General features: G+C 66.9%; 19 protein-coding genes and 1 pseudogene. 17 read left to right on the top strand and 3 right to left on the bottom strand.

Annotation, left to right across the window (positions count from 1 at the left end; genetic code table 11):
• Positions 1-16 precede the first annotated feature (16 nt).
• From FQV39_RS23105 to FQV39_RS23085, 5 genes are all read left to right on the top strand, one after another.
• Positions 17-1,492 (top strand): sensor histidine kinase, encoded by a 1,476-nt coding sequence (locus FQV39_RS23105; RefSeq protein WP_149132431.1) that lies wholly within the window; start codon positions 17-19, stop codon positions 1,490-1,492.
• Complete coding sequence (locus tag FQV39_RS23100; RefSeq protein WP_149132430.1) at positions 1,471-2,877, top strand: sigma-54-dependent transcriptional regulator; 1,407 nt, start codon at positions 1,471-1,473, stop codon at positions 2,875-2,877. Before FQV39_RS23105 ends, FQV39_RS23100 begins: the two co-directional genes overlap by 22 nt.
• 111 nt (positions 2,878-2,988) lie before the next feature.
• Positions 2,989-3,711, top strand: coding sequence for a hypothetical protein (locus tag FQV39_RS23095; protein ID WP_149132429.1), 723 nt, complete (start codon positions 2,989-2,991; stop codon positions 3,709-3,711).
• Positions 3,712-3,993: 282 nt separating this feature from the next.
• Positions 3,994-5,310 (top strand): MFS transporter, encoded by a 1,317-nt coding sequence (locus tag FQV39_RS23090; protein WP_149132428.1) that lies wholly within the window; start codon positions 3,994-3,996, stop codon positions 5,308-5,310.
• 5 nt (positions 5,311-5,315) lie between these two features.
• Positions 5,316-6,548: an anion transporter gene (locus FQV39_RS23085; RefSeq protein WP_149133987.1), complete on the top strand. Its 1,233-nt coding sequence runs from the start codon at positions 5,316-5,318 to the stop codon at positions 6,546-6,548.
• A gap of 166 nt (positions 6,549-6,714) precedes the next feature.
• Here FQV39_RS23085 and FQV39_RS23080 read toward each other — a convergent pair.
• Positions 6,715-6,969, bottom strand: a pseudogene (locus FQV39_RS23080) (ABC transporter substrate-binding protein); the annotation flags it as partial.
• Positions 6,970-7,234: 265 nt separating this feature from the next.
• On the opposite strand from FQV39_RS23080, the gene FQV39_RS23075 reads away from it, so the two are divergent.
• The 5 genes from FQV39_RS23075 to FQV39_RS23055 all read left to right on the top strand — a co-directional run bounded on the left by FQV39_RS23075 (position 7,235) and on the right by FQV39_RS23055 (position 12,903).
• Complete coding sequence (locus FQV39_RS23075; protein WP_149132427.1) at positions 7,235-8,194, top strand: NUDIX hydrolase; 960 nt, start codon at positions 7,235-7,237, stop codon at positions 8,192-8,194.
• Between the two features lie 68 nt (positions 8,195-8,262).
• The gene (gene nadA / locus FQV39_RS23070; protein WP_187640031.1) at positions 8,263-9,234 is read left to right on the top strand and encodes a quinolinate synthase NadA; all 972 of its coding nucleotides are present in this window, start codon (positions 8,263-8,265) and stop codon (positions 9,232-9,234) included.
• The gene (locus FQV39_RS23065) at positions 9,231-10,775 is read left to right on the top strand and encodes an L-aspartate oxidase (RefSeq protein WP_149132425.1); all 1,545 of its coding nucleotides are present in this window, start codon (positions 9,231-9,233) and stop codon (positions 10,773-10,775) included. Before nadA ends, FQV39_RS23065 begins: the two co-directional genes overlap by 4 nt.
• On the top strand, positions 10,772-11,629 hold the full coding sequence (gene nadC, locus FQV39_RS23060; RefSeq protein WP_149132424.1) for a carboxylating nicotinate-nucleotide diphosphorylase: 858 nt from the start codon (positions 10,772-10,774) through the stop codon (positions 11,627-11,629). The genes FQV39_RS23065 and nadC overlap by 4 nt, the downstream gene beginning before the upstream one ends.
• 113 nt (positions 11,630-11,742) lie before the next feature.
• Positions 11,743-12,903, top strand: coding sequence for an aminodeoxychorismate synthase component I (locus FQV39_RS23055; protein WP_248313113.1), 1,161 nt, complete (start codon positions 11,743-11,745; stop codon positions 12,901-12,903).
• 21 nt (positions 12,904-12,924) lie between these two features.
• On the opposite strand, the gene FQV39_RS23050 is transcribed toward FQV39_RS23055, so the two are convergent.
• Positions 12,925-13,257: a Dabb family protein gene (locus FQV39_RS23050; protein WP_149132422.1), complete on the bottom strand. Its 333-nt coding sequence runs from the start codon at positions 13,255-13,257 to the stop codon at positions 12,925-12,927.
• A gap of 394 nt (positions 13,258-13,651) precedes the next feature.
• On the bottom strand, positions 13,652-14,272 hold the full coding sequence (locus FQV39_RS23045) for a TetR/AcrR family transcriptional regulator (protein WP_149132421.1): 621 nt from the start codon (positions 14,270-14,272) through the stop codon (positions 13,652-13,654).
• Positions 14,273-14,401: 129 nt separating this feature from the next.
• Between FQV39_RS23045 and FQV39_RS23040 the strand changes: the two genes are divergently transcribed.
• From FQV39_RS23040 to FQV39_RS23010, 7 genes are all read left to right on the top strand, one after another.
• Positions 14,402-15,097: a PspA/IM30 family protein gene (locus FQV39_RS23040; RefSeq protein ID WP_149132420.1), complete on the top strand. Its 696-nt coding sequence runs from the start codon at positions 14,402-14,404 to the stop codon at positions 15,095-15,097.
• A 39-nt stretch (positions 15,098-15,136) separates the two neighbouring features.
• A complete protein-coding gene (locus tag FQV39_RS23035) occupies positions 15,137-15,415 on the top strand; it encodes a YiaA/YiaB family inner membrane protein (protein WP_149132419.1) in 279 nt (92 codons plus the stop codon).
• Between the two features lie 113 nt (positions 15,416-15,528).
• Entirely contained in the window at positions 15,529-18,936 is a 3,408-nt protein-coding gene (locus FQV39_RS23030; RefSeq protein ID WP_149132418.1) for an acyl-[ACP]--phospholipid O-acyltransferase, read from the top strand.
• 4 nt (positions 18,937-18,940) lie between these two features.
• Complete coding sequence (locus FQV39_RS23025) at positions 18,941-19,903, top strand: hypothetical protein (RefSeq protein WP_149132417.1); 963 nt, start codon at positions 18,941-18,943, stop codon at positions 19,901-19,903.
• A complete protein-coding gene (locus FQV39_RS23020; RefSeq protein WP_149132416.1) occupies positions 19,900-20,781 on the top strand; it encodes a ThiF family adenylyltransferase in 882 nt (293 codons plus the stop codon). Before FQV39_RS23025 ends, FQV39_RS23020 begins: the two co-directional genes overlap by 4 nt.
• Positions 20,778-21,998: a hypothetical protein gene (locus FQV39_RS23015; RefSeq protein ID WP_149132415.1), complete on the top strand. Its 1,221-nt coding sequence runs from the start codon at positions 20,778-20,780 to the stop codon at positions 21,996-21,998. Before FQV39_RS23020 ends, FQV39_RS23015 begins: the two co-directional genes overlap by 4 nt.
• Positions 21,995-23,110: a GNAT family N-acetyltransferase gene (locus tag FQV39_RS23010; protein WP_149132414.1), complete on the top strand. Its 1,116-nt coding sequence runs from the start codon at positions 21,995-21,997 to the stop codon at positions 23,108-23,110. The genes FQV39_RS23015 and FQV39_RS23010 overlap by 4 nt, the downstream gene beginning before the upstream one ends.

The following is a 23,110-nucleotide window of genomic DNA, read 5'->3' as shown; positions in this document are numbered from 1 at the left end:
GCCGCAGACAGGTGACATGCTGACGTCTCTACGCTCCCTGCTGATCGGGCTCTGGGTTCTCATCGTCCTTTCGGCGGGCGCGACCGGCTTTCTCTTCGTCTCGTTCTACCGGGAGACCGCGAACGTGCAGGCCGGACGGGCGCAGGACCGGCTTGTCTCGGCCTGCCGCGGCATCGCCGATCGCTATGCCTTTTTCGCTTCCGGCTGGCGCGGTCCGGGAGTGGGCCGGACCGACGAGGAGCTGCGCCGGCAGTTGACGAACCTCGTCCAGCTCGCGCTTACCCGTTCTCCCGAGATCGAGGGCGGCATCTGGCGCGAATTGGAGGGCTCGCTCGCCTATGCCTTCCCGACCTATGAGGGCACGGGTCCGAAGACGGACCTGCCGACGGCGGAGCTTCCAACGATCGGCGAGATCAATGCCGAGGCGGCCGCCGCCGGCAAGCCGGTGACGGTGGAGCGGCGGGGGCGGTCGCAGATCCTCCTGCTGCACGCCTGCCCGCTTGGCGGACCCGCCGATGCCGCGCTGACCGGCTGGACGATGACGCGGATCGCCGCCGGGGTGGGGCCGGCCTATGATCGGCTGATGACCGGGTTCGCGGTTCTCGCCGTGACCGTGCTGGGCTCCGCGCTCTGGCTGGGCTGGCTCCTGATCGCGTGGTCGCGGCGGATCGCGCGGCTGGAGGCCGATCTCGCGGCCGGCCGCGACGCCGATCTGCCGCGCCTCGCGGCGACGGGCCTGCCCGAGCTCGACCGTCTGGTCCATGCGCTCAATGCCAGCGGCGAGAGATTGTCCGATGCCCGGCGCCGGGCCGCCGGCGCCGAGCGGCTGGCCGCCGTTGGCCGCCTCGTCGCCGGTGTCGCCCACGAAGTTCGAAATCCCGTGGCGGCGATGCGGCTCAAGGTGGAGAACGCTCTCGCCGCGGGAGACGAGCACCGCCGCACCGCCGCGCTCGGCTTCATCCTCGACCAGATCGCTCGGCTGGACCGTCTGCTGCGCGATCTGCTGACGATGAGCCAGCCGCGCGAGCCCAGGGCCGAGGCGGTCGATCTCGCTCGCTTCCTCGGCGGGATCGTCGCCGCATTCGGCGACCGGGCGGTCGCGGCCGAGGTGAGGCTGATCGACCGGCTGGACCCGAGCGCTGCGACCGGGTCGCCGCCGCTCTTCGACGCCGGGGAGATCGGACGCATCGTCGAGAATCTGGTCGGCAACGCCTTGCGGCATACGCCGGCCGGCGGCAGCGTGGCGCTGTCCGCTGCGAGGCGGGGCGAGAACCTAGTGATCGCGGTGCGCGACGACGGGCCCGGTGTTCCGGCCGAGATCCGCGATCGTCTCTTCGAGCCCTTCGTCACCAGTCATCCGGAGGGTACCGGTCTGGGTCTGGCCATCGCGCGGGAGATCGCCGGCGTCCATCGTGCGGCCTTGCGCCTGCTGCCCTCCGAACGGGGAGCCCATTTCGAGATCGAGCTGCCATGGCACCATCGACCATCCTGATCATCGACGACGAGGCGGCCCTGCGCGAGAGCCTGGAGGAGACGGTGCGCGATCTCGGCCACGACGCCGTGACCGCCGCGTCCGGGCGAACCGGTCTCGACCGTCTGCGCAGCGAGACGGTCGACGCGGTCCTGCTCGACCTGCGCCTGGGTGGAGACATGGACGGCCTGGCGGTTCTCAAGGCGATCCGCGCCCTGCCGGCGCCGCCTCCGGTCACGATCCTGACGGCCTATGCGACAGCGGAGAACACGATCGAGGCCATCCGGCTCGGGGCCTTCGATCACCTCACCAAGCCCATCGGCCGCGCCGAGCTTGCCGACAACCTGACGCGGATGCTCGCGTTGCGGGCGATGGAACAGGCCGCGCCACCGGCCGCGGGCTGCGAGGAAGCGGCTTCCCGCTTTACCTTGGTCGGGCTGAGCGAGCCGATGCGGATGGTGCAGAAGGCCATCGGCCTCGCCGCCGACAGCGACACCACTGTGCTTGTCATCGGCGAGACCGGCACCGGCAAGGAACTCGTCGCACGGGCACTGCATGAGCACAGCAGGCGCAAGCCCGGGCCGTTCATCGCCGTCAACTGCGCCGCCATTCCCTCCGACCTGCTCGAATCCGAGCTCTTCGGGCATGTGAAGGGCGCCTTCACCGGGGCCGCGACCGACCGGAACGGCGCCTTCCGCGACGCCGATGGCGGCACGCTCTTTCTCGACGAGATCGGCGACATGCCGGCGGCGATGCAGGCCAAGATCCTGCGCGTGCTGCAGGACAAGATCGTCACGCCCGTCGGGGGGCGTTCCGCGCAGGTCGATGTCCGCATCGTCGCGGCCACGCACCGCAAGCTGCCCGAACGCGTCGCGCAAGGCCTCTTCCGCGAGGATCTCTATTACCGGCTGAACGTTCTCGCCATCCCGCTCGCACCCCTGCGCGAGCGGCTTGCCGACATCGTGCCGCTGGCCGAGCATTTCCTGCGCCTGGCCGCACGGCCCGGCGAGCGGCCGAAGCGGATGACGGGAGCGCTGGCGGCGCATCTGCTCGCCCGCCCCTGGCCCGGGAACATCCGCGAGCTCAAGAATGCCATCGACCGCGCCGTCGTCCTGGCGCGAGGCGACACGCTCGACATCGCGGATATGGGCGATGCCGGGCTCGATGCGGGAGCGGCCGCCCCGGCATCCGGATGGCTCGACGGGGATCTGCCGACCGCCGTGGCCCGGCTGGAAACCGAGATGATCCGCCGCGCTCTTCTGGCCTGCGCAGGCAACCGGACCGAGGCTGCCCGGCGCCTCGGCATCAACCGCCAGCTCCTCTACGCCAAGATCGAGCGCTACGGCCTCGACGTCGGCGAAGCGTCAGGATCCATGACGGCGCCTGTCAGGAATACTGACGGCTGAGGGGTGAGCTCACCACATAAGACTTTGAAATGTAAAGACCTGCCTGTTGGCACGCCGGTTGCGGATGAGATGTCATCCCGCCGGGCATCCGGCACAACAGCGGGTGAAATCATGACGAGCAGAGTTCGATCGACCGCTGCCGCGCTCTTATTGATGGGCTGCACCGCACTCGGTGCCGCGACCGTCTTCGCACAGGCCCGCGGCGGCCTGGCCTATGACCCCTCGCAGCTTCCGCAGACCAAGGGCGTGGTGAAGCAGTATACGCTGGGCCCGCGCGGCGATATCGACGGCCTGCTGCTCGCCGATGGAACCGAGGTCAAGCTGCCGCCGCATCTCTCCACCCAGACCGCGTTCGCGCTGCGGCCGGGCGATGCGGTCACCATCCGCGGCCTCAAGGCGCGGGCGACGCCTCTGGTCGACGCCGTCTCGATTACCAACGACGCGACCGGCGCCGTGGTGCTCGACCAGGGCGGTCCGGAGGAGCGTGCCGCCGCGTCCGAGCTGGTGACGAGCAAGATCGTCGTGGTGCTGCACGGCAAGCGCGGCGAGGTCAACGGAGCGGTTCTCGACAACGGCGCCCAACTGAGGCTGCCGCCGCACGAGGCGGCGCGCTTCGCCGACCTGCTCAAGCCGGACGCGGCGATCACGGTGCGCGGGGAGAGCATGAAGAGCCCGCTCGGGACGGTGATCGAGGCGACCGCTCTCGGCGCGACACCGGACCGGCTGGCGGAGATCGACATGCGCCCGCCGAGGCCGCCGCACCCCGATGATCGGGCGCCGCCGCCTCCGCCACCGCCTCCGGGTCGGGGGCCGGGTCCGGGCCCGCGCGGCTGACCCATGACGGGCCAAGTCGTATCGCGGAACGGGCTTGTACGACTTCGGGGAACCCGCGAACCGCCGGCGGATTGAAGCGGCGGCCGTGTCCGGACTTTCCCTGATGGTCCGGACACGATCACCGTCCCTCCGCGGCCGGGCAGCTCCCATCGACAGGACAGCGCGCTACGGCACCCCACTGCACAACAAGGCCTCGGTAACGCCCCCGAGCGCCCGTCTGCGCGGTACTCGCCGGGCAGACCCTCCGCCTTTCGGCCTCTCCTCTGCTGCGAGACGACAGCCATGCCCACGCAAAGCCAGACCGGCGCCGCCGCAAGACCGGGCGAACGCTCGCCATCCCGGCGGGCACTTCTCGGCCTCGACGCCCTGAATTTCCTCCTCGCCGACGTGCGCGACGGGCTGGGGCCCTATCTCGCCATCTATCTCATCGCAGTGCGCGGCCCGGAGCAGGGCTGGAACGAGGCGACCACCGGCCTCGTCATGTCCATCGCGGGCATCGTCGGCCTGATCGCTCAGACCCCGGCCGGCGCCTTGATCGACAGGGGCCGCCACAAGCCGGCGATCGTCATCGCCTCGACCGTGGCGGTGACACTCTCCTGCCTCGTTATGCCCTTCATCAGCAATTTCTACCTGGTCGTCGGCATGCAATCGATCGCAGTGATCGCCGGCGCGATCTTTCCGCCGGCGCTGGCGGCGATCACGCTTGGACTCGTCGGGCCCAAGATGTTCTCCAAGCGCGTCGGCCGCAACGAGGCCTTCAACCATCTCGGCAATGCCGTCTCGGCCGCGATCGCCGGCGCGACGGCCTATTTCTTCGGCCCCGTCGTGGTGTTCTGGCTGATGGCGGTGCTCGCCGTCCTCAGCATCGGCGCCATGCTGATGGTGCCGGAGGAGGAGATCGACGACGATCTCGCCCGCGGCCTCGACGAGGCCGTCGACGACGAGAAGCCTTCGGGCCTGAAGGCCCTGCTGCAGAACCGCTATCTGATGCTGTTCGCGCTGCTCTGCGCCATCTTCCACCTCTCCAATGCCGCGATGCTGACCTCCGTCGGCCAGTTGCTGACCCGTGTCGTCGGCAAGGAGCAGGCGACCTCGCTGATCGCGATCTGCATCGTGGCGGCGCAATGCGTCATGGTGCCGATGGCAATGATGGTCGGCGCCAAGGTCGACGCCTGGGGCCGCAAGCCGATCTTCCTCGTCGCCTTCGGCGTGCTTGCGCTGCGCGGCGCGCTCTATGTCGTCTCGGATAACCCGTTCTGGCTTGTCGCGGTGCAGGCGCTCGACGGCGTCGGCGCCGGCATCTTCGGTGCGCTCTTCCCGATCGTGGTGGCGGACCTGACCCGGGGCACCGGCCGCTTCAACGTCTCGCAAGGCGCCGTGGCGACGTTCCAGGGCGTGGGCGCTTCCATCTCCACCTCGCTGGCGGGCGTGATCATCGTCCAGGCCGACTACTCCACGGCCTTCATCACGCTCGCGGCGATCGCCGCCTGCGGCCTCGTCCTCTATCTCGTTGCCATGCCGGAGACCCATGGGTATGGGCCGCCAACCGACCCCGGCGCCATCCCGGCGCCGGCAATGACGGGCGAAAGAGTGGCGTGATCTTCATGACCGACTGGGGGCTCAACGCGACGCAGATCCTCGCGATCGCGATCTTCGTCGCGACCTATGTCGCGATCGCCATCGGCCGGATGCCTGGCCTGCGCGTCGACCGCGCCGGGGCGGCGCTGATCGGAGCCGCGCTCATGATCGGCTGCGGCGTGCTCTCGCTGGAGGACGCCTATCGCGCCATCGACCTCGACACGATCACGCTGCTGCTTGGCATGATGATCGTCGTCGCCAATCTCAGGCTGTCCGGCTTCTTCCGCATGGTGACCGGCTGGGCCGTCGGCAAGGCGCATCACCCGGCGCTGCTGCTCGCGACTGTCGTGGTGACGACGGGCGTTCTCTCCGCCTTCCTGGTCAATGATGCGATCTGTCTGGTGATGACGCCGATCGTGATCACGCTCACCCGCGCGCTCGACCGCAACCCGGTGCCCTACCTCATCGCCGTCGCGCTCGCCTCCAATGTCGGCTCGACCGCGACGATCACCGGCAATCCGCAGAACATGATCATCGGCAATCTCTCGGGGATCTCCTACGGCGCCTTCACGACCGCGCTGGTGCCGGTGGCTGGTCTGGGGCTGCTCGTCACCATCCTGCTCGTGCTGGTTCTCAACCCGCGCGAATATCTGACCAGGAAGGCCCTTCCGACGGTTTCTGTGCCGGCGCACTACCATGGTTGGCTCGCGGCAAAGTCGGCGCTGGTTTCGCTGGCGATGATCGTGCTGTTTTTCCTCGGCCAGCCCGTCGCCAAGGTGGCGATCTGCGCGGCGGCCCTGCTGCTGCTGACGCGCCGGATCGAACCGCGCAAGGTCTATGGCGAGATCGACGGGCAGCTCCTGCTGATGTTTGCGGGCCTCTTTGTCGTCGTGCGCGGGCTGGAGCACGCGGTCTTAACCAAGGAGGTCCTGGCCCAGGCCGCGCATTTCGACCTCGGCAATGTCGCGGCCCTAACCGGCGTCACCGCGGTCCTGTCCAACCTCGTCAGCAACGTCCCGGCCGTGCTCGTGCTGAAGCCCTTCGTCGAGCAGTTGCACGATCCGCAGCGCGCTTGGCTGGTCGTGGCGATGGCCTCGACGCTCGCTGGGAACTTCACGCTGCTGGGTTCGGTCGCCAACCTTATCGTCGCCGAGCGCGCCGCCAAGGACGGCATCACGATCGATTTCTGGACTTATTTCAGGATCGGCGCGCCACTGACGATCGCCACGCTCGCGATCGGCCTACACATGCTGTCCTGACTTCAGGCAACAGTCGAGTACGCTGGGGCCGCTTCGAGATTCCTCAGATCTTCGACACTGACCGTGCCCGCCATGCCTATCAACGGTTTGCCGCTAGGGACGATTTGGGCGACGACGCCAGTCGGCCGGATCGACGATGGCTAGCCAATAGCGATAGAGCCAGTCTCTATTTCGCGACGAACGGGCACTTGCTTTCGGATAGCGGCCAGACCGTTTCTTCCGGCGCAATCTTGCGCACGATCTCGAAATAATCCCAGGGCGCCTTGGAGTCCGCGGGCTTCTTCACCCGCGCCAAATACATCTCGCGCAGCACCCGGCCGTCGCCGCGGATCGTTGCGTTGCGCGTGAAGGCGTCGTTGATCGGCATCGCCTTCATCGCGGCAGCCACCTTGTCGGGATCATCCGTGCCCGCTTGCTTGAAACTCGCCGCCCATGTGCCGGACTGGGGCTCGACTTCCGAACTCTGAACGCCAACGGTCCCGCGGAGAGCAAGCGGAACCGGTCAACGAAGCCATTATCCCAAGGACCGCTAGGGTGCGGTGTAAGGCGGTCTCGGCCCGGACAATGCTGATCCAGCCCTGCTCAGCCCAGGCAATGAACTCAGGGCCATTCTCTGATCGTGGAGTTGCGGGCAAGCACCACACTGGTTCAAGCTTGATGGATAGATTCGAGTCAATATTTGCCATATGGCCATGCAGAAACCCATTCATCAGGCGGCTGAGATCGATCAAAATCGAACTATCGGTGCGGATCTCATTGCGGTGGTCGTCGACGTAGCGGGTCGTGAGCCCCGCGTCCTGACCGTCGAGCACGGCGAGTCCTTGCCCTCTGGTCCATTTGAACTCTCGCACCGTTCCCTGCAGTCCGGCCTTAGAGCATGGGTGGAAAAGCAGACCGGACTTTCGCTTGGCTACGTCGAACAGCTCTACACTTTCGCTGACCGTGACCGAGTCACGAACGATCGCGTGCAAATTTCAATCAGCTATCTGGGCCTGACGCTTGCAGACAATTCCAACCACGCGTTCACGCATGGGTGGCGCAGCTGGTATGAATACTTCCCATGGGAAGATCATAGAGCGGGAAGACCGGCGGTCATCACCGACTTGGTTCTTCCACGCCTTGAGACTTGGGCAGATGGCGCCGAAAGCTCGGCTCGCAAGCAGGAGCGCCGGCAACGTGTCTCTCTGACATTCGGATTGGATGGTCACGATTGGAACGAGGAACTCGTTCTGCAGCGATATGAACTGCTCTACGAGGCAGGCTTGGTCGCTGAAGCCATCCGGGATCGGGCCAATGGCACAGAGAATGACATTCTTGGCCGTTCGATGGTTGCCGATCATCGCCGTATCCTTGCAACAGGCATCGCCAGGCTTCGCACCAAGATCAAATACCGCCCTGTCGTGTTCGAGCTGATGCCGCCGAGTTTCACGCTGCTGCAGTTGCAGCGCACGGTCGAAGCGCTCGCCGGCCGGCTCGTGCACAAGCAGAACTTCCGGCGCCTCATCGAGCAGCAGGAACTGGTCGAGGAGACCGGCGAGACGACCGCGGATACCGGTGGCAGGCCGGCCAAGCGCTTCCGCTTTCGGCAGGCGGTCCTCGCCGAACGGACCGTCGCGGGAACGCGATTGCCGCTTTCCCGCGCTTGACATCTCTTATGCTCATAGTAAGCATATGCCCCTGTTATACTCGCACTGAGCATAATAGGGGGTCGCCCATGCTCCACACGTCCACGACGGCCGCACTCTACGAGCGCGTGAAAGGCGTTATCCCGCCAGCCGAATGGCTGAGCTTCGCCGACGATATCGAGGCCATTCTCGCCCTGAAGCGGCAGCGGAATGCCGTCATCCTGGCGCATAATTACCAGACGCCCGAGATCTTCCACGGCGTCGCCGACATCGTCGGCGACAGTCTCGCGCTCGCCCGCAAGGCGATGTCGACCGAAGCCGACGTGATCGTGCTGGCCGGCGTGCATTTCATGGCCGAGACGGCGAAGCTGCTGAACCCGCAGAAGACGGTCCTGATCCCCGATCTCGGCGCAGGCTGTTCCCTGGCGGATTCCATCACGGCGGCCGATATCCGCCTGCTGCGACAGCGCTATCCGGGCGTTCCCGTCGTCACCTATGTCAACACCTCGGCCGAGGTGAAGGCCGAGTCCGACATCTGCTGCACCTCCGGCAACGCGAAGGCGGTCGTCGAATCCCTCGGCGTTCCGCGGGTGCTCATGCTGCCGGACGAGTATCTGGCCCAGAACGTCGCAGCGCAGACCGACGTGCAGATCATCGCCTGGAAAGGGCACTGCGAGGTCCATGAGCGCTTCTCGCCGGCCGACATCCGCGCGTTGCGGGAGAACCATCCGGGTGTGACGGTGCTGGCCCATCCCGAATGCCCGCCCGAGGTGGTCGCCGAAGCCGATTTCGCCGGCTCGACTGCCGACATGTCCGGCTATGTCGAACGATACAAGCCATCCCGCGTGGTGCTGATGACCGAGTGCTCGATGAGCGACAACGTCGCGCTCCAGCATCCCGATGTCGAGTTCATCCGCCCCTGCAATCTGTGTCCGCACATGAAGCGGATCACGCTTGCCAACATTCGCGCCGCCCTTGAGCAGAACCGCCATGTCGTGACCGTCGCCCCCGAGATCGCCGGGCGCGCGCGGCTCGCTGTCGAGCGGATGCTGGCCGTATGAGCACCGACATCCGGAATCACGAGGACCGGCCCGTCATCGTCGGCGGTGGCATCGCCGGGTTGCTGATCGCGCTTCATCTCGCGCCGGCGCCAGTGCTCCTCCTGTCGCGGGCGCCGCTGGGAACCGAAGCGTCGAGCGCCTGGGCGCAAGGCGGCCTCGCCGCCGCCATGGGCGATGACGACGATCCGTCCTTGCACCTGGCCGACACCCTCGCCGCCGGCGACGGACTGTGCGACGACGCCATGGCGCGCCGCATCCTCCACGCCGCCCCCGGCGCGATCGAGGCACTGGCCGCATTCGGCGTTCGCTTCGACCGCACCCCACAAGGACGATTGCGCCTGGGTCTGGAGGCCGCACACAGCCGGCGGCGCATCATCCATGCCGATGGTGACGGCAGCGGCCGCGAAATCATGCGTGCCCTCGTCGCCGCCGTGCGCTCCACGCCTTCGATCACGGTCGTGGAAGGCGTGGAGGCGCGCCGGCTGGCCGTGGCGGACCATGCGATCCAGGGTGTCTGGGCCAGCGGCCCGGCAGGACGCATGTTCTTCGGGGCGCATCGGGTGGTGCTGGCCACCGGCGGGATTGGCGGGCTGTTCTTCGAGACCACCAACCCGATCGGCAATTGCGGTCAGGGGCTGGCGCTGGCGGCCCATGCCGGCGCAACCCTCGCCGATCTGGAATTCATCCAGTTCCATCCGACGGCGCTCGATGGCTCGGGGAGCCCGATGGCGCTGATCAGCGAGGCGGTTCGTGGCGAAGGGGCGATCCTCGTCGATGAGACCGGTCGGCGTTTCCTCGCGGGGATACAAAGCGCGGAGCTCGCGCCCCGCGACGTCGTCGCGCGCGCCGTCTGGAACCACCTCGCAAGCGGTCATCGCGTCTTTCTCGATGCGCGCGAGCGGCTCGGTCCCGCCTTCGCCCGGCACTTCCCCACGATTGCGGCGGCTTGCGGCAAGCTCGGCATCGACCCGGGACGAGACCTCATCCCGATCCGCCCGGCCCAGCACTACCACATGGGCGGCGTTGCCGTGGACGGGTCCGGCCGCAGTTCGGTCTCTGGCCTCTGGGCCTGCGGAGAAGTTGCCTCGACCGGATTGCACGGCGCCAACAGGCTCGCCAGCAATTCCCTGACCGAGGCCGTCGTCTGTTCGCGCTGGGTCGCCGAGGACCTGGCGGGTACCTTCGCCCGACCGATCCGGCCCGTGCCTGTAGACGATGTCCCATCACCCGATGCAGCCCCCGTGCGCCCGCTGGTCTCGCCGGCGCTTGGGGTCGTGCGCCATGAAATGAGCCTGACTGCCGCCGCGCGGACCTTGCTGCCGCTCGCCGAAGGCAAGAATTCGATGGCCGATCCTGCGGCTGTGGCACTGATGATCGCGATCGCCGCTCTTCGGCGCCGGGAAAGCCGCGGCGCCCATCACCGGTCGGATTGCCCTCACCATGCGGCTGCCGTCAGACGGTCCGACATCACCCTCCGCGCCGCACTCAGGGCAGCGCGAGGCCTCGCCCCCGCGCCAGCGCTGGAAAGCCTTTCATCATGACGCACCTCTTCCCGCTCCCCGCCATCATGCTCGAGCCCCTGGTCCGGGGCGCCCTGCTCGAGGATCTGGGCCGGGCCGGCGATCTGACCACGGATGCGATCGTCCCGAAGGAGCAGCGCGCCACGACCGTCCTTGCGGCGCGCCAGCCCGGGGTGGTCGCCGGTCTCGATCTGGCCGCCCTTGCGTTCAAGCTCATCGACCAGGATGTCGAGATCGCCGTACAGCGAGCGGATGGCAGCGTCGTCGCGGCGGGAGATGTCGTCGCGAGTGTGAGCGGGCCGGCCCGGGCGATCCTTACCGCGGAGCGGACCGCCCTCAATTTCCTCAGCCGCCTGAGCGGCATCGCCACGGCAACGCGGGCCATCGTCGATGCGGTCGACGGCCACAAGGCGAAGATCGTCTGCACGCGCAAGACCACCCCCGGCCTGCGCGCGATCGAGAAATACGCCGTGCGCGCCGGCGGCGGCTCCAATCATCGCTTCGGCCTCGACGACGCCGTTCTGATCAAGGACAACCACATTGCCGTCGCCGGCGGCATCCGCCCGGCGATCGAGCGTGTGCGCAGCAGCGTCGGCCATCTCGTCAAGATCGAGATCGAGGTCGATACGCTGGCGCAGTTAGAAGAGGCGCTGGATCTCGCTCCCGACGCCGTCCTGCTCGACAACATGACCGCGGAGGAGCTGCGCCGCGCCGTCGCGATGGTCTCGGGCCGCGCGATCACCGAGGCATCGGGCCGGATCACCGCCGCGACCGCGCCGAGCGTCGCCGCAACCGGTGTCGATCTGATCTCCATCGGCTGGCTGACCCACAGTGCGCCGATCCTCGATATCGGCCTAGATTATCAAGCGCTCTGACAGCGAGGAACCTCGGAAATGCGATCGAGCCCGGCAACCGGAACCAAGGCTGCCGCGCGACGCGATGGAGCCCTGGATTGAGAGTTCCTGATCCCAGATCATCCGACCCCTTCGTGCTGCTCGAGGATCGGCAAGCACACGAAACACTGTGCTTCGCGCACTGCCACCAGATTATTGAAGCACGGTCCTACGACGCCGTGCCGGCAACCCTGGCAGCGATGCTCGATGCCCAGAGGGCCGGGTACTTCCTGGCGGGATATGCCGCCTATGAGCTGGGCTACATGTTCGAGCCGCGGCTGGCGCCCCTGGCGCCGGCCTTGAACGGACCCCTGATTCAGTTTGGCGTTTTTGACGAACCGCAGCGCTTCGACTGGGATTCCGTCAACGGTTCCGCCTTCGCCGGGTGTTTCTCTGCGTTCTGGACCTTCGATGAGTACGCCGCCCGCTTCAGGCAGGCGATCGAATACATCCGGGCCGGCGACATCTATCAGGTGAACCTGACCTTCCCCTTGACCGGATCCTGGTCGGGCGACCCCGTCGCGCTCTTTGCCGCTCTGCGCGCTTTCCAACCCGCTCCCTATGGCGCACTGGTCGCTCTCGGCCAGGAGACCATTCTGTCGCTGTCTCCGGAACTCTTCTTCGAGACGGAAGGCTCGCTGATCCGCACGCGCCCGATGAAGGGAACCGCGCCTCGCGGCCCCTCCCCCGAGGAGGATCGACGCGCAGCGACAAGCCTGGCCTCCAGCGAAAAGAACCGAGCCGAAAACCTCATGATCGTCGACCTGCTGCGGAACGATCTGAGCCGTGTCTCGGAAATAGGGTCGGTGCGCGTAACGGATCTCTTCAGCGTCGAGCGCTATCCAACCCTGTTTCAGATGACGTCGGGCGTCGAAGCGCGACTCCGGCGGGACATGCAGTTTCCCGATTTGCTCCGGTCCTTGTTTCCCTGCGGATCGGTCACCGGCGCGCCCAAGATCCGGGCGATGGAAGTGATCCGCGAGCTCGAAGCGCATCCGCGCGGCGTCTATTGCGGCAGCATCGGCATGCTCTCTCCAAAGGGAGAAGCGCGTTTCAACGTCGCGATCCGGACGCTGACGCTCGCCCGCTCGGGGCAGGCGACATTCAACGTAGGCTCCGGGCTGGTTTTCGATTCCGAAGCCAGAAGCGAGTACGATGAGTGCCTGCTGAAGGCGGCTTTCCTCGCTAGGAGCGCAACCTCTCTCCGGGCGGCATCGAATGTCCCGGTCGAGCTCGGATCAGGCAGGCGAAACTAGCTGAGCGCTCCAGAGGTTGCCTCACCCGGTTCGGCCCGACGACCTGTCGAATGGTCGCGTGACCGCCGCCGAGACCTGATAATCCGCGGCAAGTCTCATTTCACGGAGGGGCCGTACAAGCCTTATCGCTTCAGCGTACAGCTCATGCGCCTTGTAGGCTGCCAAGGCCGCGTCATCTCGAAACTCACCATAGACAACGATGTCCACCTCGGAGCTGAGCGGGTCCGATTTTCGATTTATGGCGATCTCAAGCGTCTGAGCATGCGGAATTTCGGTCAGGATGGACAGTCCTTGCTGAATAGGCTCGATGTTCTCAGACGACTTGGCGGTAAAAAATACGAAGTGTCGGATCATGGCGAACTCATCTCAAAAGAGGAGGTGGTGGGAGGAGCGTCCCCAAAAGGGGAACACCATATTCAATTAATACGCGCTGTCGTCAGTGTGCGGGCCTCAGTCCGCAACACAATCCGCCAACTCCAGACATCCCCAAGTAGTCGAGCCGCTTTCCGGAATTGCCCTCGTCTCCAATGTCAGTTGCAGCGGGCGTCTTGAGGCAGTCTAGCACCAACAGCGACAGTGGCTGCTTGCCTGGAATCGGACATCACGCTCGACGTCTCGATGAGCGCTGGCGTGGCCTGCCTGGGCACGTCCGCTGTTACGTCAGCGCATTGAAGATCAAACGGCCCGATGTGATCCGCCCTTTCAGGGCTCGCTCACATGGAGCTCTTCAGTGCGCCTTGAGTGACGATCAGCGTTTCTGATTGGCAACGAGCCCGGAGCTGACCAGCCGCACGAGCTTCTCAATCTCGTGATCGAGCTCGCGCCGCGGCACGGCAATCAGCTTCTCCTCCAGCCCGACCAAGACAACGCCATGGACGGCCGAGAACAGTGTCCTGCTGAGCAGGACGCGCTCGGCTTCGCTTCCATCGGGAAGCAGCACGCCGAGCGGCCCGAGGATATGCCGGAACATCGTCATCTGCTCCGAGACGGCCCAGTCCGGCACGGTTGAGCCTTCGGCCATCCGGTGCTCGAACAGAACACGCCAGAGCCGCAGATAGTCGCGGGCGAATGCGGCGTAAGCGAGCGCGACTGCAACAAGGGCGTCCGCAGCCTCAGCCGGTGATGATGGCGCCTGCGGCGCGGCAACGCTCAAGGCCGCATCGAGCCGGGCCAATGTGCGCGAGCCGACACGCAGGACGAGCTCGTCCATATCCTGGACGAGGTTGTAGATGGCGCCGAGCGCACAGCCGATTTCCTGCGCCAGCTCGCGCGCCTTCAAGCCAGCGAGCCCCTTCTCGGCAATGGCCCGCTCCGCGGCGTCGATCAGTTGGATGCGCTGCCGTTCCCGGCGCGCTGCCGTCGTGGTCATTTCCGTCGCTTCCGCCATCTTGCCGTCGCTCCCGCCATGCCGTGAACTATGTTCAAGTCTTTTCTTGAACGCCGTTCAAGTTTGGGCTATGCATCCTTCGTGAACAACGTTCATAACAGGGAAGTGTCAATGCTCAAGATGTTTCTCACCTTCGTCCGCGGCAGCGCCGCCATTGCCGAGGAGCGCTTCGCCGATCGCAACGCGCTCCTCATCCTCGATCAGCAGATGCGCGATGCCACCAGCGCCTTCGAGCGCGCCAAGAAGGCGCTGGCGGTCGCGATCGCGCAGGACCGGCACGAGACCGAGCGCCTTGCTGTCGGCAATGCCCGCATCGCCGATCTTGAAATCCGCGTCGCGGCGGCGCTTACGGCCGGCGACGAAGGGTTAGCTCGCGAAGGCGCCGAGGCGATCGCGGCCCTGGAGGCCGACCGGGACGCTGCGGCGAGTGCCCAGGCGCTCTTTGCCGCCGAAATCGTTCGCCTGCGCCGCCATGTCGGTCAGGCTCAGGCGCGCATCACGGAGCTCGACCGCGGTCGGCGTCTCGCCCGCGCCTCGGAGGCCGTGCGCCAGATGCGACAAGGCCGCATCGAGGCCGGTCGCGCGCACGAGTCGACTCTGGCCGAGGCCGAGCAGACTCTGAAGCGCCTGCGCGAGCGTCAGGTCGAGGCGGAAGCCGCCGAAACCGCCCTCGACGAGCTCGATGGCGCGGCCGCCGCCTCCGTCACCGAGAAGCTCGCCGCCAAGGGCTTCGGCCCGCGGCTGCGGACCACCGCCGACGACGTGCTGGCGCGGCTTCGCGCCCGCACACCCGCTCCGACCATCTGATTCAGCCGCAACCGCCTATCGCCAGGGGAGATCACGATCATGAACCAGAATTCGCAACCTCACAGTGGCGCCTGGGTCAGCTTTACCTACGCTTCCTTCTTCGCCGCAGCGGCCATGGTCGGCGCCGGCATCCTGTTCCTGCCGCTCGACTGGTGGGCCAAGGGCTATCTCGCCATGGGGGGTGTCATGCTCGTCCAGTCCTGCATCACCATGACCAAGACGGTGCGCGACATGCACGAGGCGGCCAAGCTCGTGAACCGCATCGAGGACGCCCGCACCGAGCGCCTGCTGATGGATGCCGGCAAGCCGGCTCTCTAAGGCGGTAACGCAAGGTAATTGCGGCTTAACCGCGAATCGAGATCGGCCGGCACAGGCAAGGGTTGCTTAGCCCGGTCGATGCAACCTCACCGTCCTTTCCTTGTGGGCACGCCATGATCGACACATTGATGCTGAAGCGGCGCTTCGCTCCGCTGTTCTGGGCGCAGTTCTTCTCCGCTTTCAACGACAACTTCCTCAAGAACGCGCTGGTCTTCATCATCCTCTACAAGCTCGCCGGCTCGCATGGCGAAGCGCTGGTGACCTTGGCAGGCGGGCTCTTCATCGCGCCCTTCTTCCTGCTCTCAGGGCTGGGCGGACAGATGGCCGACCGGTTCGACAAGGCGGTGATGGCGCAGCGGCTGAAGCTCGCCGAGATCGGCGCGGCTTCTGTCGCGGTCCTCGGCTTTACGCTTCATTCCGTGCCGGTGCTGTTCGTCGCGCTCTTCCTGTTCGGCGTGATCGCAGCGCTGTTCGGGCCGATCAAATACGGCATCCTGCCCGACCATCTGAAGCGCGAGGAGTTGCCGGCCGGCAATGCGCTGATCGAGGGCGCGACCTTCATCGCCATCCTGCTCGGCACGATCGCCGGCGGCTTGACGGCGCGCGAAGGGGGCGACGCCGCCCAGCTCAGCCTGCTGATCATCATCTTCGCCGTGCTCTGCTGGGGCTCAACCCTGTTCATCCCGAAGACCGGCCCTGCGGCGCCCGACCTTGCTATCGACCGCAACATCCTGCGCTCGACCCGTGACCTGCTGATCGATCTGTGGGGCGACGCCCGGCTTTGGCGCACCGGCGTCATGGTCTCGCTCTTCTGGCTGATCGGCGCCGTGGTGATGTCGCTGCTGCCTTCGCTGGTGAAGAACGGCATGGGCGGCACGGAGATGGTCGTCTCGACCTATCTCGGCGTCTTCGCCATCGCCATCGCAGTCGGTTCCGGTATCGGCTCCTTCCTGTCGAGCGGCCGCATCGTGCTGCTACCGGTTCCGGTCGCCGGCGTGGTGATGGGCCTGTTCGCGCTCGATCTCGGCTGGGCCGTCTCGGGCATCGTCGCGCACCAGCCGGCCCAGGATATCGGCGCCTTCTTCGCGAGCCCATCCGCCTGGCGCGTCGGCATCGACCTCGCCGGCATCGCCATCGCTGGCGGCGTCTTCGTCGTGCCGTCCTTCGCGGCCACTCAGGCCTGGGCGCCGGCCGAGAAGCGCGCCCGCATCGTCGCCGCCGTCAATGTGCTGTCGGCCGCCTTTATGGTCGCTGGCGCGGTGGTGGTCGCGCTGCTGCAGGCGGCGGGCCTGACGCTCGCCCAGCTCTTCCTGCTGATCGGCGTTCTGACCATCGCGGCTTCCGCCTGGATCCTGCGGACGCTGCCAACCAATCCGCTCAGCGACTTCCTGTCGATCTTGTTTCGCGCCTTCTACCGGGTCGAGGTCACCGGCCGTGAGAACATCGCCAAGGCCGGCGACAATGCCATCATCGCGCTGAATCACGTCTCCTTCCTCGATGCGGCGCTGGCGCTCTCGATCCTCGACAAGGAGCCGGTCTTCGCCATCGACCACGGCATCGCCCAGCGCTGGTGGGTGAAACCCTTCTTGAAGCTGACCCGCGCCATGCCGCTCGATCCGTCGCGCCCGCTGGCGACGCGCTCGCTGATCAACGCGGTCAAGGCCGGCGAAACCCTGGTGATCTTCCCCGAGGGGCGCCTCACCGTCACCGGCAGCCTGATGAAGGTCTATGACGGCGTCGGCATGATCGCCGAGAAATCCGGCGCCAAGGTCGTGCCGGTCCGGATCGAGGGGCTGGAGGCGACGATCTTCTCGCGATTGACCCGCGAGCAGGTGCGCCACCGCTGGTTCCCCAAAGTGCACGTCACCGTGCTGGAGCCGGTTGCGCTCACCGTATCCGAGGAGCTGAAGGGCAAGCCACGGCGCCAGGCCGCTGGTGCGGCGCTCTACCAGATCATGTCCGACCTGATCTTCCGCACCACCGATATCGACCGCAGCGTCTTCGAGGCGGTCACGGAAGCGGCGAAGCTCAACGGCAAGGGCCGCGTCGCGGTCGAGGATCCGATCACGGGCACGCTGACCTACAAGCGCCTGCTGATCGGCGCCGAGGTGCTCGGCCGCAAGCTGATGCCGCTGGCGGCCAAGGGCGAAGCGGTCGGCGTGATGCTGCCCAACGCCAATGGCGCGGCGGTGACGCTGCTCGGCCTGATGTCGGCGGCGCGCGTGCCGGCGATGATCAACTTCACCGCGGGCGCCGGCAACATCGCCGCCGCCTGCAAGGCGGCGCAGGTGAGGACGATCGTCACCTCCCGCGCCTTCGTCGAGAAGGGCCGGATGGGGCCGCTGATCGAGGCGCTCTCCAGCGAGGTCGGCATCGTCTATCTCGAAGACGTGCGCGCCACGGTCTCGACCGGCGACAAGCTCAAGGCGCTCTGGCGCCATGGCGAAGCGATCGAAAAGGCGAAGGGTTCGGACCGTGCCGCGATCCTGTTCACCTCGGGCTCGGAAGGCGCCCCCAAGGGCGTGGTGCTCTCACACAGCAACATGCTGGCCAATGCGGCGCAGGCGGCGGCGCGGATCGATTTCGGCCGGCGCGACAAGGTCTTCAACGTGCTGCCGGTGTTCCACTCCTTCGGCCTGACGGCGGGGCTCGTCCTGCCGCTGGTCTCGGGTGTGCCGGTCTACCTCTACCCCTCGCCGCTGCACTACCGGATGGTGCCGGAGCTGGTCTATGGCGCGAACGCCACCATCCTGTTCGGCACCGACACCTTCCTCACCGGCTATGCCCGCGCGGCGCACCCTTACGATCTGCGCTCGCTGCGCTACATCGTGGCCGGCGCGGAGCCGGTCAAGGACACGACCCGGCGGACCTATATGGAGAAGTTCGGCCTGCGCATCCTCGAAGGCTATGGCGTGACCGAGACCGCACCAGTGCTGGCGCTGAACACCCCAATGTTCAACCGCTTCGGCACCGTCGGCCGGATCATGCCGGGCATGGAGGCCAGGCTCGAGCCGATGCCGGGCGTCGAAGACGGCGGACGGCTACATGTGCGCGGGCCGAACATCATGCTCGGCTATCTGAAAACCGAGAATCCCGGCGTGCTCGAACCGCCGCCGGAAGGCTGGCACGACACCGGCGACATCGTCGCGATCGACAAGGACGGCTTCGTCACGATCAAGGGCCGGGCCAAGCGCTTCGCCAAGATCGCGGGCGAGATGGTCTCGCTCGCCGCCGTCGAGGCGCTCGCCGCCGAATGCTGGCCGGGCATGCTCTCCGGCGTCGCCAGCCTGCCCGATGCCCGCAAAGGCGAGCGGCTGGTGCTGGTGACGCAGCAGAAGGACGCGACGCGCGCCGCGTTCCAGGCCTTCGCCAAGGGCAAGGGCGCCGCGGACCTGATGATCCCGGCCGAGGTGATGGTGGTCCCGGCCGTGCCGGTGCTCGGTTCCGGCAAGCTCGACTTCGCCGGCATCACGCGGCTGGTGAAGGAACGCGCCCAAGCTCCCGCAACCGCGGTGGCCTGAGGCGATGCTCGGCTTCTGGCTGAAGGCGCTCAGGCGGCCGACGCTCGATCTCTCACTCGCGACCGCGCCGGGGCTCACGACGCGAATCATCGAGCGGCCGGGCGTGGTGCTGGACGATGCCGCGCTCGCGGCGCTGGTCGAGCAGTTGCGCACCGTGGCGGGTCGAACGCTGGCGCAGGGCGCGCTGATCTATGGCGTCTTCTCCGGCGAGCGCGAACGCCTCAGCCAGAGCATCGTCACTTTGATCAGCGAGACGGCGACCGGACGACCGGTCGCCTTCAATGCGCTGGCGCAGATGCAGCTCTCGCTCAATGGCGAGCCGGAGCAGGTCACGCATCTCGGCCTCGTCATGGTCGATCCGGAGGTGCGCGGGCGCGGGCTCTCCTGGGTGCTCTACGGGCTGACCGTGCTGGTGCTGTTCGTCCGTGGCGGCTTAAGGCCGCGCTGGATATCGAACGTCACCCAGGTGCCGAGCGTGGTCGGCATGGTCTGCGAGACCTTCTCCGACGTTTACCCCTCGCCGGATGCCGGCAGTCGCCAGAGCTTCGCGCATCTGTGGCTCGCGCGGCAGATCATGCGCGGGCACCGCCACGTCTTCGGCGTCGGGCCCGAGGCCGGCTATGACGAGCCGCGCTCGATCATCACCGACGCCTATACCGGCGGCTCGGACGATCTGAAGAAGAGCTTCGATCAGGCGACGCAGCATCGCGAGGCGCGCTACAACGATTTCTGCCGTGAGGCGCTGAACTACGAGCGCGGCGACGACGTGTTGCAGCTCGGCCGCATGGATCTCGCCGCGGCGCGGCGCTACCTGCTCGGCCAGGTCCCGCGTGCCTCGCTGCCGGGGCTGATCGGCGCCTCCGCCTTCCTGTTGCTGCAGAGGCTGGTGCTGCCCCTGGTACACTGGCTCGACGACACCAGCCGTTTCGGCACATTGCGTCCCCGCGCCGCGAGGTCGAAACCATGATGTCCGCCTTCAGCTACGAGCTCTTCACCACCCGCAATATCGGCTTCGTCACGAACGACGAGCAGGCGCGGTTGCGGCAGGCGGAAATCTTCGTCTGCGGTGTCGGCGGCATGGGCGGGGCCGCCTTCATGGCGCTGGTCCGCGCCGGGGTCGGCCGCTTCGTCATCGCCGATATCGACGTCTTCGAGGTCTCGAACCTGAACCGGCAGGTCTTCGCCGATGCGGGCACTGTCGGCCGACCCAAGGCGGAAGCGGCCGCCGAGGCGGCGCGCGCGATCAATCCCGAGATCGAGATCGAGGTGCTCGGGCCTGAGTGGGCGCAGCAGCTCCCCGAGATCGCCCGGCGCTGCAAGGTGATCGTCAATGGCATGGACGACATCGCTGCCGGCCTGCATCTCTACCGCACAGCCAAAACGGCGGGCGCGAGCGTGATCGACGCCTATATGGCGCCGCTGCCTTCGGTGATCGTAGTGCGTCCAGGCGATCCGCGCCCGGAGGAGAGGCTCGGCTTTCCGACCATCGGCAAGGAGTGGCGGACGCTTAGCGAGGACGACAGGCGCGCGGCGATGCTTTGCGAGGTCACGCATGTCATGCTGCATTCGCGCTCGCGCCACCATGTCGATCTCGCCATCGCCGGCGAGGTCGCGGCCGGCCGGCGCAGTCGCATGTCCTTCGCGCCGATGGTGATCAGCACCGGCATGATGATGGCCTATGAGGCGATCGCGCTGACGCTGGGCAAGCCGACCGGCACCGATTGCCGCGGGTGGTTCTTCAATCCCTACCGGCCTGCGGTGGAGCGGCCATTGCCTGCGCCGGTCGCGGCGCTGTTGAAGCCCTTCGTGGCGCGGGCGCTCGCCAAGATGGTGGACGGGTCATGACCAGCGGCTTCGCCAATCCGGCACTGGTCGCCGATTCGATCGTCGATATCTGCGGCGCACTCGGCCTTGCCGTCGCCATGCTGACCTTGCGCCGGCGCGACCCGCGCGGGGCGCTGACCACCCGCTTCCTCGTGGCGATGGGGGTCGTGGCCACGCTCTTCCTGCTGCGCGGCCTGAGCTGGTGGAGCGGCAGCGTGCTGCTCGGACGGCTTGCATTGGCATGTGCCGCACTGTTCCCGCTCGGTGCGCTGATCGTCACCGAGGGCATGCTGCGCCGACATGCGCCCTATGCCGGGAAGATCGCCGTGCTCGCCGGCTCGGTCCTGCTGGTCCTCGCCGGCCTCCTCGGCTTCGATGAACCGGGCCGGGCCTACGATCTGGTGCTGGCCGGCTTCCAGCTCCTGACGGTTGCCTTCTGCGGGCTGCTGCTGTTCCGGCGCGACCCGGCCTCGCTGACCGCTGCCGAGAATACGAGCGTCTGGCGGCTCGGCCTCTGCGCCTTCCTGGTCCTGCCCTTCGCGCTCAGCGACTTCCGCGCGCTGATGCCCGACATGCCGGTCCGACTGGGTGGCGTCGGCGCATTGCTTCTGGTCTCGATCGTGCTCGTGACAGGCGGGGCGGCGCCGACGCGACGGCAAGGCTTCGCCTTGCTCGGCCTGCGCGTCGTCGGGGCGTTGGCGCTCGGCACTGCGGCCGCGCATGTCACACCCGGCGCCGATCTCGCTCATGGCATCAGGCTCTGCGCCATAGCGCTCGCCGGCGTGCTCGCGATCGCGCTGGCGGTCGACGCGCTGTCGAGCTCCTTCGATGCGGCCGCACCCGGCGTCCTCGGCTCACTGGCTCGCTCGCATGCGCAGACGCGGAATGTGCTGATCGCAGAGCTCGCCGGGCATCCGCTGTTCAGCAGTGCCCGCCGACTCGGCGAGGCCGGGCTCGCGGATTATGACCCGGCGATCCTGAAGCCAGCGCTGCGCGAGATCGGCGTGCTCCATGCCTCCGGCAGGAACTGGCCCTGGCCACCGAGTGATCCGGCGGCAGAGCGGCTCACGGCGCTGATGGCGACCCATTCCGCCAGCCATTTGCTCGTGCTCGGCGAGGAGCCGCTCGATCTGCTGCTGATCACCGTGCCGGTGGTCTCAGCCGACCCTGCAACCGAGACGGCCTTGATGCTGGTGCGCCGGCTGCTGGCGGGCGCACCGAGCGGGACTCCGGCATGATCGAGATTGTCAGCAACGATCGCAAGGCCGCCTTCGCCGTCACAGCCGAGGTCTATCCGACGGAGAGCCCCTATGTGCCGCCGATGTGGTCCGATTTCGATCGCATGCTCGATCCCGCGCACAATCCCCTGGTCGCACAGGGCCATGGCCGGCTGGAATTGTTCACGGCGCTGCGTTACGGGCGCCCGCTAGGGCGCATCGTCGCCACGATCCATGACGCGTCCAATCTCCGCCACGGCACGACCCGCGCCCAGTTCGGCTATTTCGACTGCGTCGATGATCTCGAGGTCGCTTCGGCCCTGCTCGGCGCTGCCGAGAACTGGGCCCGCGAACGCGGGATGGTGGAGATCGTCGGCAACTTCAACCTGACGGCGATGCAGCAGGCAGGCGTCGTCACCGGCGGCTTCGGGAACGCACCCTTCACCGACATGATCTTCAGCCCGCCGCATATCGCGCGGCTACTCGAGGCGAACGGCTATGCGCCGACCTTCCCGATGACGACCTTCCGGATCGCACTGGCCGATGTCGATCCCAGCGGCCTGCTCGGTGACAAGCAGCGGGCGATCCTCGCCGATCCCGATTATCGCTGGATGCCGATCGACCGCCGGCACTTCGCCGAGCGGCTGGAGGAATCGCGCCTCATCCTCAATGACGGCTTCGATGCCAATCCGATGTTCGTTCCGCCCACTGCAGAAGAATACCGCTTCCAGGCCGGCGATATGATGTGGGTCATCGACAAGCGCATCTCGACCGTGGTGCATCATCAGGGCGAGCCGGTCGGCGCGATCATCGCGATCCCCGATCTCAACCCGCTGGTGAAGGTGGTCGGCGGGCGGATCGGCCTCAGCTTCCCCTTCCGCTTTCTCTGGCATCGCTGGAGCAACCGGCGCGCCGTGATCGTCTACCAGTCGGTCAGCCGCGCCTTCCACAATCGCGGCCTCAACGGCGCCATGCTCTACAAGGTGACGAGCGCGCTGAAGACGGCGGGCTACACCGAGCTCGGCGGCACCTGGATCGCCGACGTCAACGGGTCGAGCCTCAGGCAGGCCGAGAAGGCGGGAGCAAAGCCGCTGCATCGGCTGCATCTCTTCGCCAAAAGCCTGAGAGGCTGA

This window comes from Bosea sp. F3-2, from assembly GCF_008253865.1.
In the GTDB taxonomy this organism is placed as follows: Bacteria; Pseudomonadota; Alphaproteobacteria; order Rhizobiales; family Beijerinckiaceae; genus Allobosea.
The sequence above is the reverse complement of the archived record's forward strand: the minus strand, read 5'-3'. Positions and strand labels throughout refer to the sequence as shown.

Bases quoted from the DNA above. Each gene is read 5' to 3' on its own strand.
- FQV39_RS23105 (WP_149132431.1), top strand. From the start codon at position 17: ATGCTGACGTCTCTACGCTCCCTGCTGATCGGGCTCTGGGTTCTCATC.
- FQV39_RS23100 (WP_149132430.1), top strand. From the start codon at position 1,471: ATGGCACCATCGACCATCCTGATCATCGACGACGAGGCGGCCCTGCGC.
- FQV39_RS23095 (WP_149132429.1), top strand. From the start codon at position 2,989: ATGACGAGCAGAGTTCGATCGACCGCTGCCGCGCTCTTATTGATGGGC.
- FQV39_RS23090 (WP_149132428.1), top strand. From the start codon at position 3,994: ATGCCCACGCAAAGCCAGACCGGCGCCGCCGCAAGACCGGGCGAACGC.
- FQV39_RS23085 (WP_149133987.1), top strand. From the start codon at position 5,316: ATGACCGACTGGGGGCTCAACGCGACGCAGATCCTCGCGATCGCGATC.
- FQV39_RS23075 (WP_149132427.1), top strand. From the start codon at position 7,235: ATGGCCATGCAGAAACCCATTCATCAGGCGGCTGAGATCGATCAAAAT.
- nadA (WP_187640031.1), top strand. From the start codon at position 8,263: ATGCTCCACACGTCCACGACGGCCGCACTCTACGAGCGCGTGAAAGGC.
- FQV39_RS23065 (WP_149132425.1), top strand. From the start codon at position 9,231: ATGAGCACCGACATCCGGAATCACGAGGACCGGCCCGTCATCGTCGGC.
- nadC (WP_149132424.1), top strand. From the start codon at position 10,772: ATGACGCACCTCTTCCCGCTCCCCGCCATCATGCTCGAGCCCCTGGTC.
- FQV39_RS23050 (WP_149132422.1), bottom strand. From the start codon at position 13,257: ATGATCCGACACTTCGTATTTTTTACCGCCAAGTCGTCTGAGAACATC.
- FQV39_RS23045 (WP_149132421.1), bottom strand. From the start codon at position 14,272: ATGACCACGACGGCAGCGCGCCGGGAACGGCAGCGCATCCAACTGATC.
- FQV39_RS23040 (WP_149132420.1), top strand. From the start codon at position 14,402: ATGCTCAAGATGTTTCTCACCTTCGTCCGCGGCAGCGCCGCCATTGCC.
- FQV39_RS23035 (WP_149132419.1), top strand. From the start codon at position 15,137: ATGAACCAGAATTCGCAACCTCACAGTGGCGCCTGGGTCAGCTTTACC.
- FQV39_RS23030 (WP_149132418.1), top strand. From the start codon at position 15,529: ATGATCGACACATTGATGCTGAAGCGGCGCTTCGCTCCGCTGTTCTGG.
- FQV39_RS23025 (WP_149132417.1), top strand. From the start codon at position 18,941: ATGCTCGGCTTCTGGCTGAAGGCGCTCAGGCGGCCGACGCTCGATCTC.
- FQV39_RS23020 (WP_149132416.1), top strand. From the start codon at position 19,900: ATGATGTCCGCCTTCAGCTACGAGCTCTTCACCACCCGCAATATCGGC.
- FQV39_RS23015 (WP_149132415.1), top strand. From the start codon at position 20,778: ATGACCAGCGGCTTCGCCAATCCGGCACTGGTCGCCGATTCGATCGTC.
- FQV39_RS23010 (WP_149132414.1), top strand. From the start codon at position 21,995: ATGATCGAGATTGTCAGCAACGATCGCAAGGCCGCCTTCGCCGTCACA.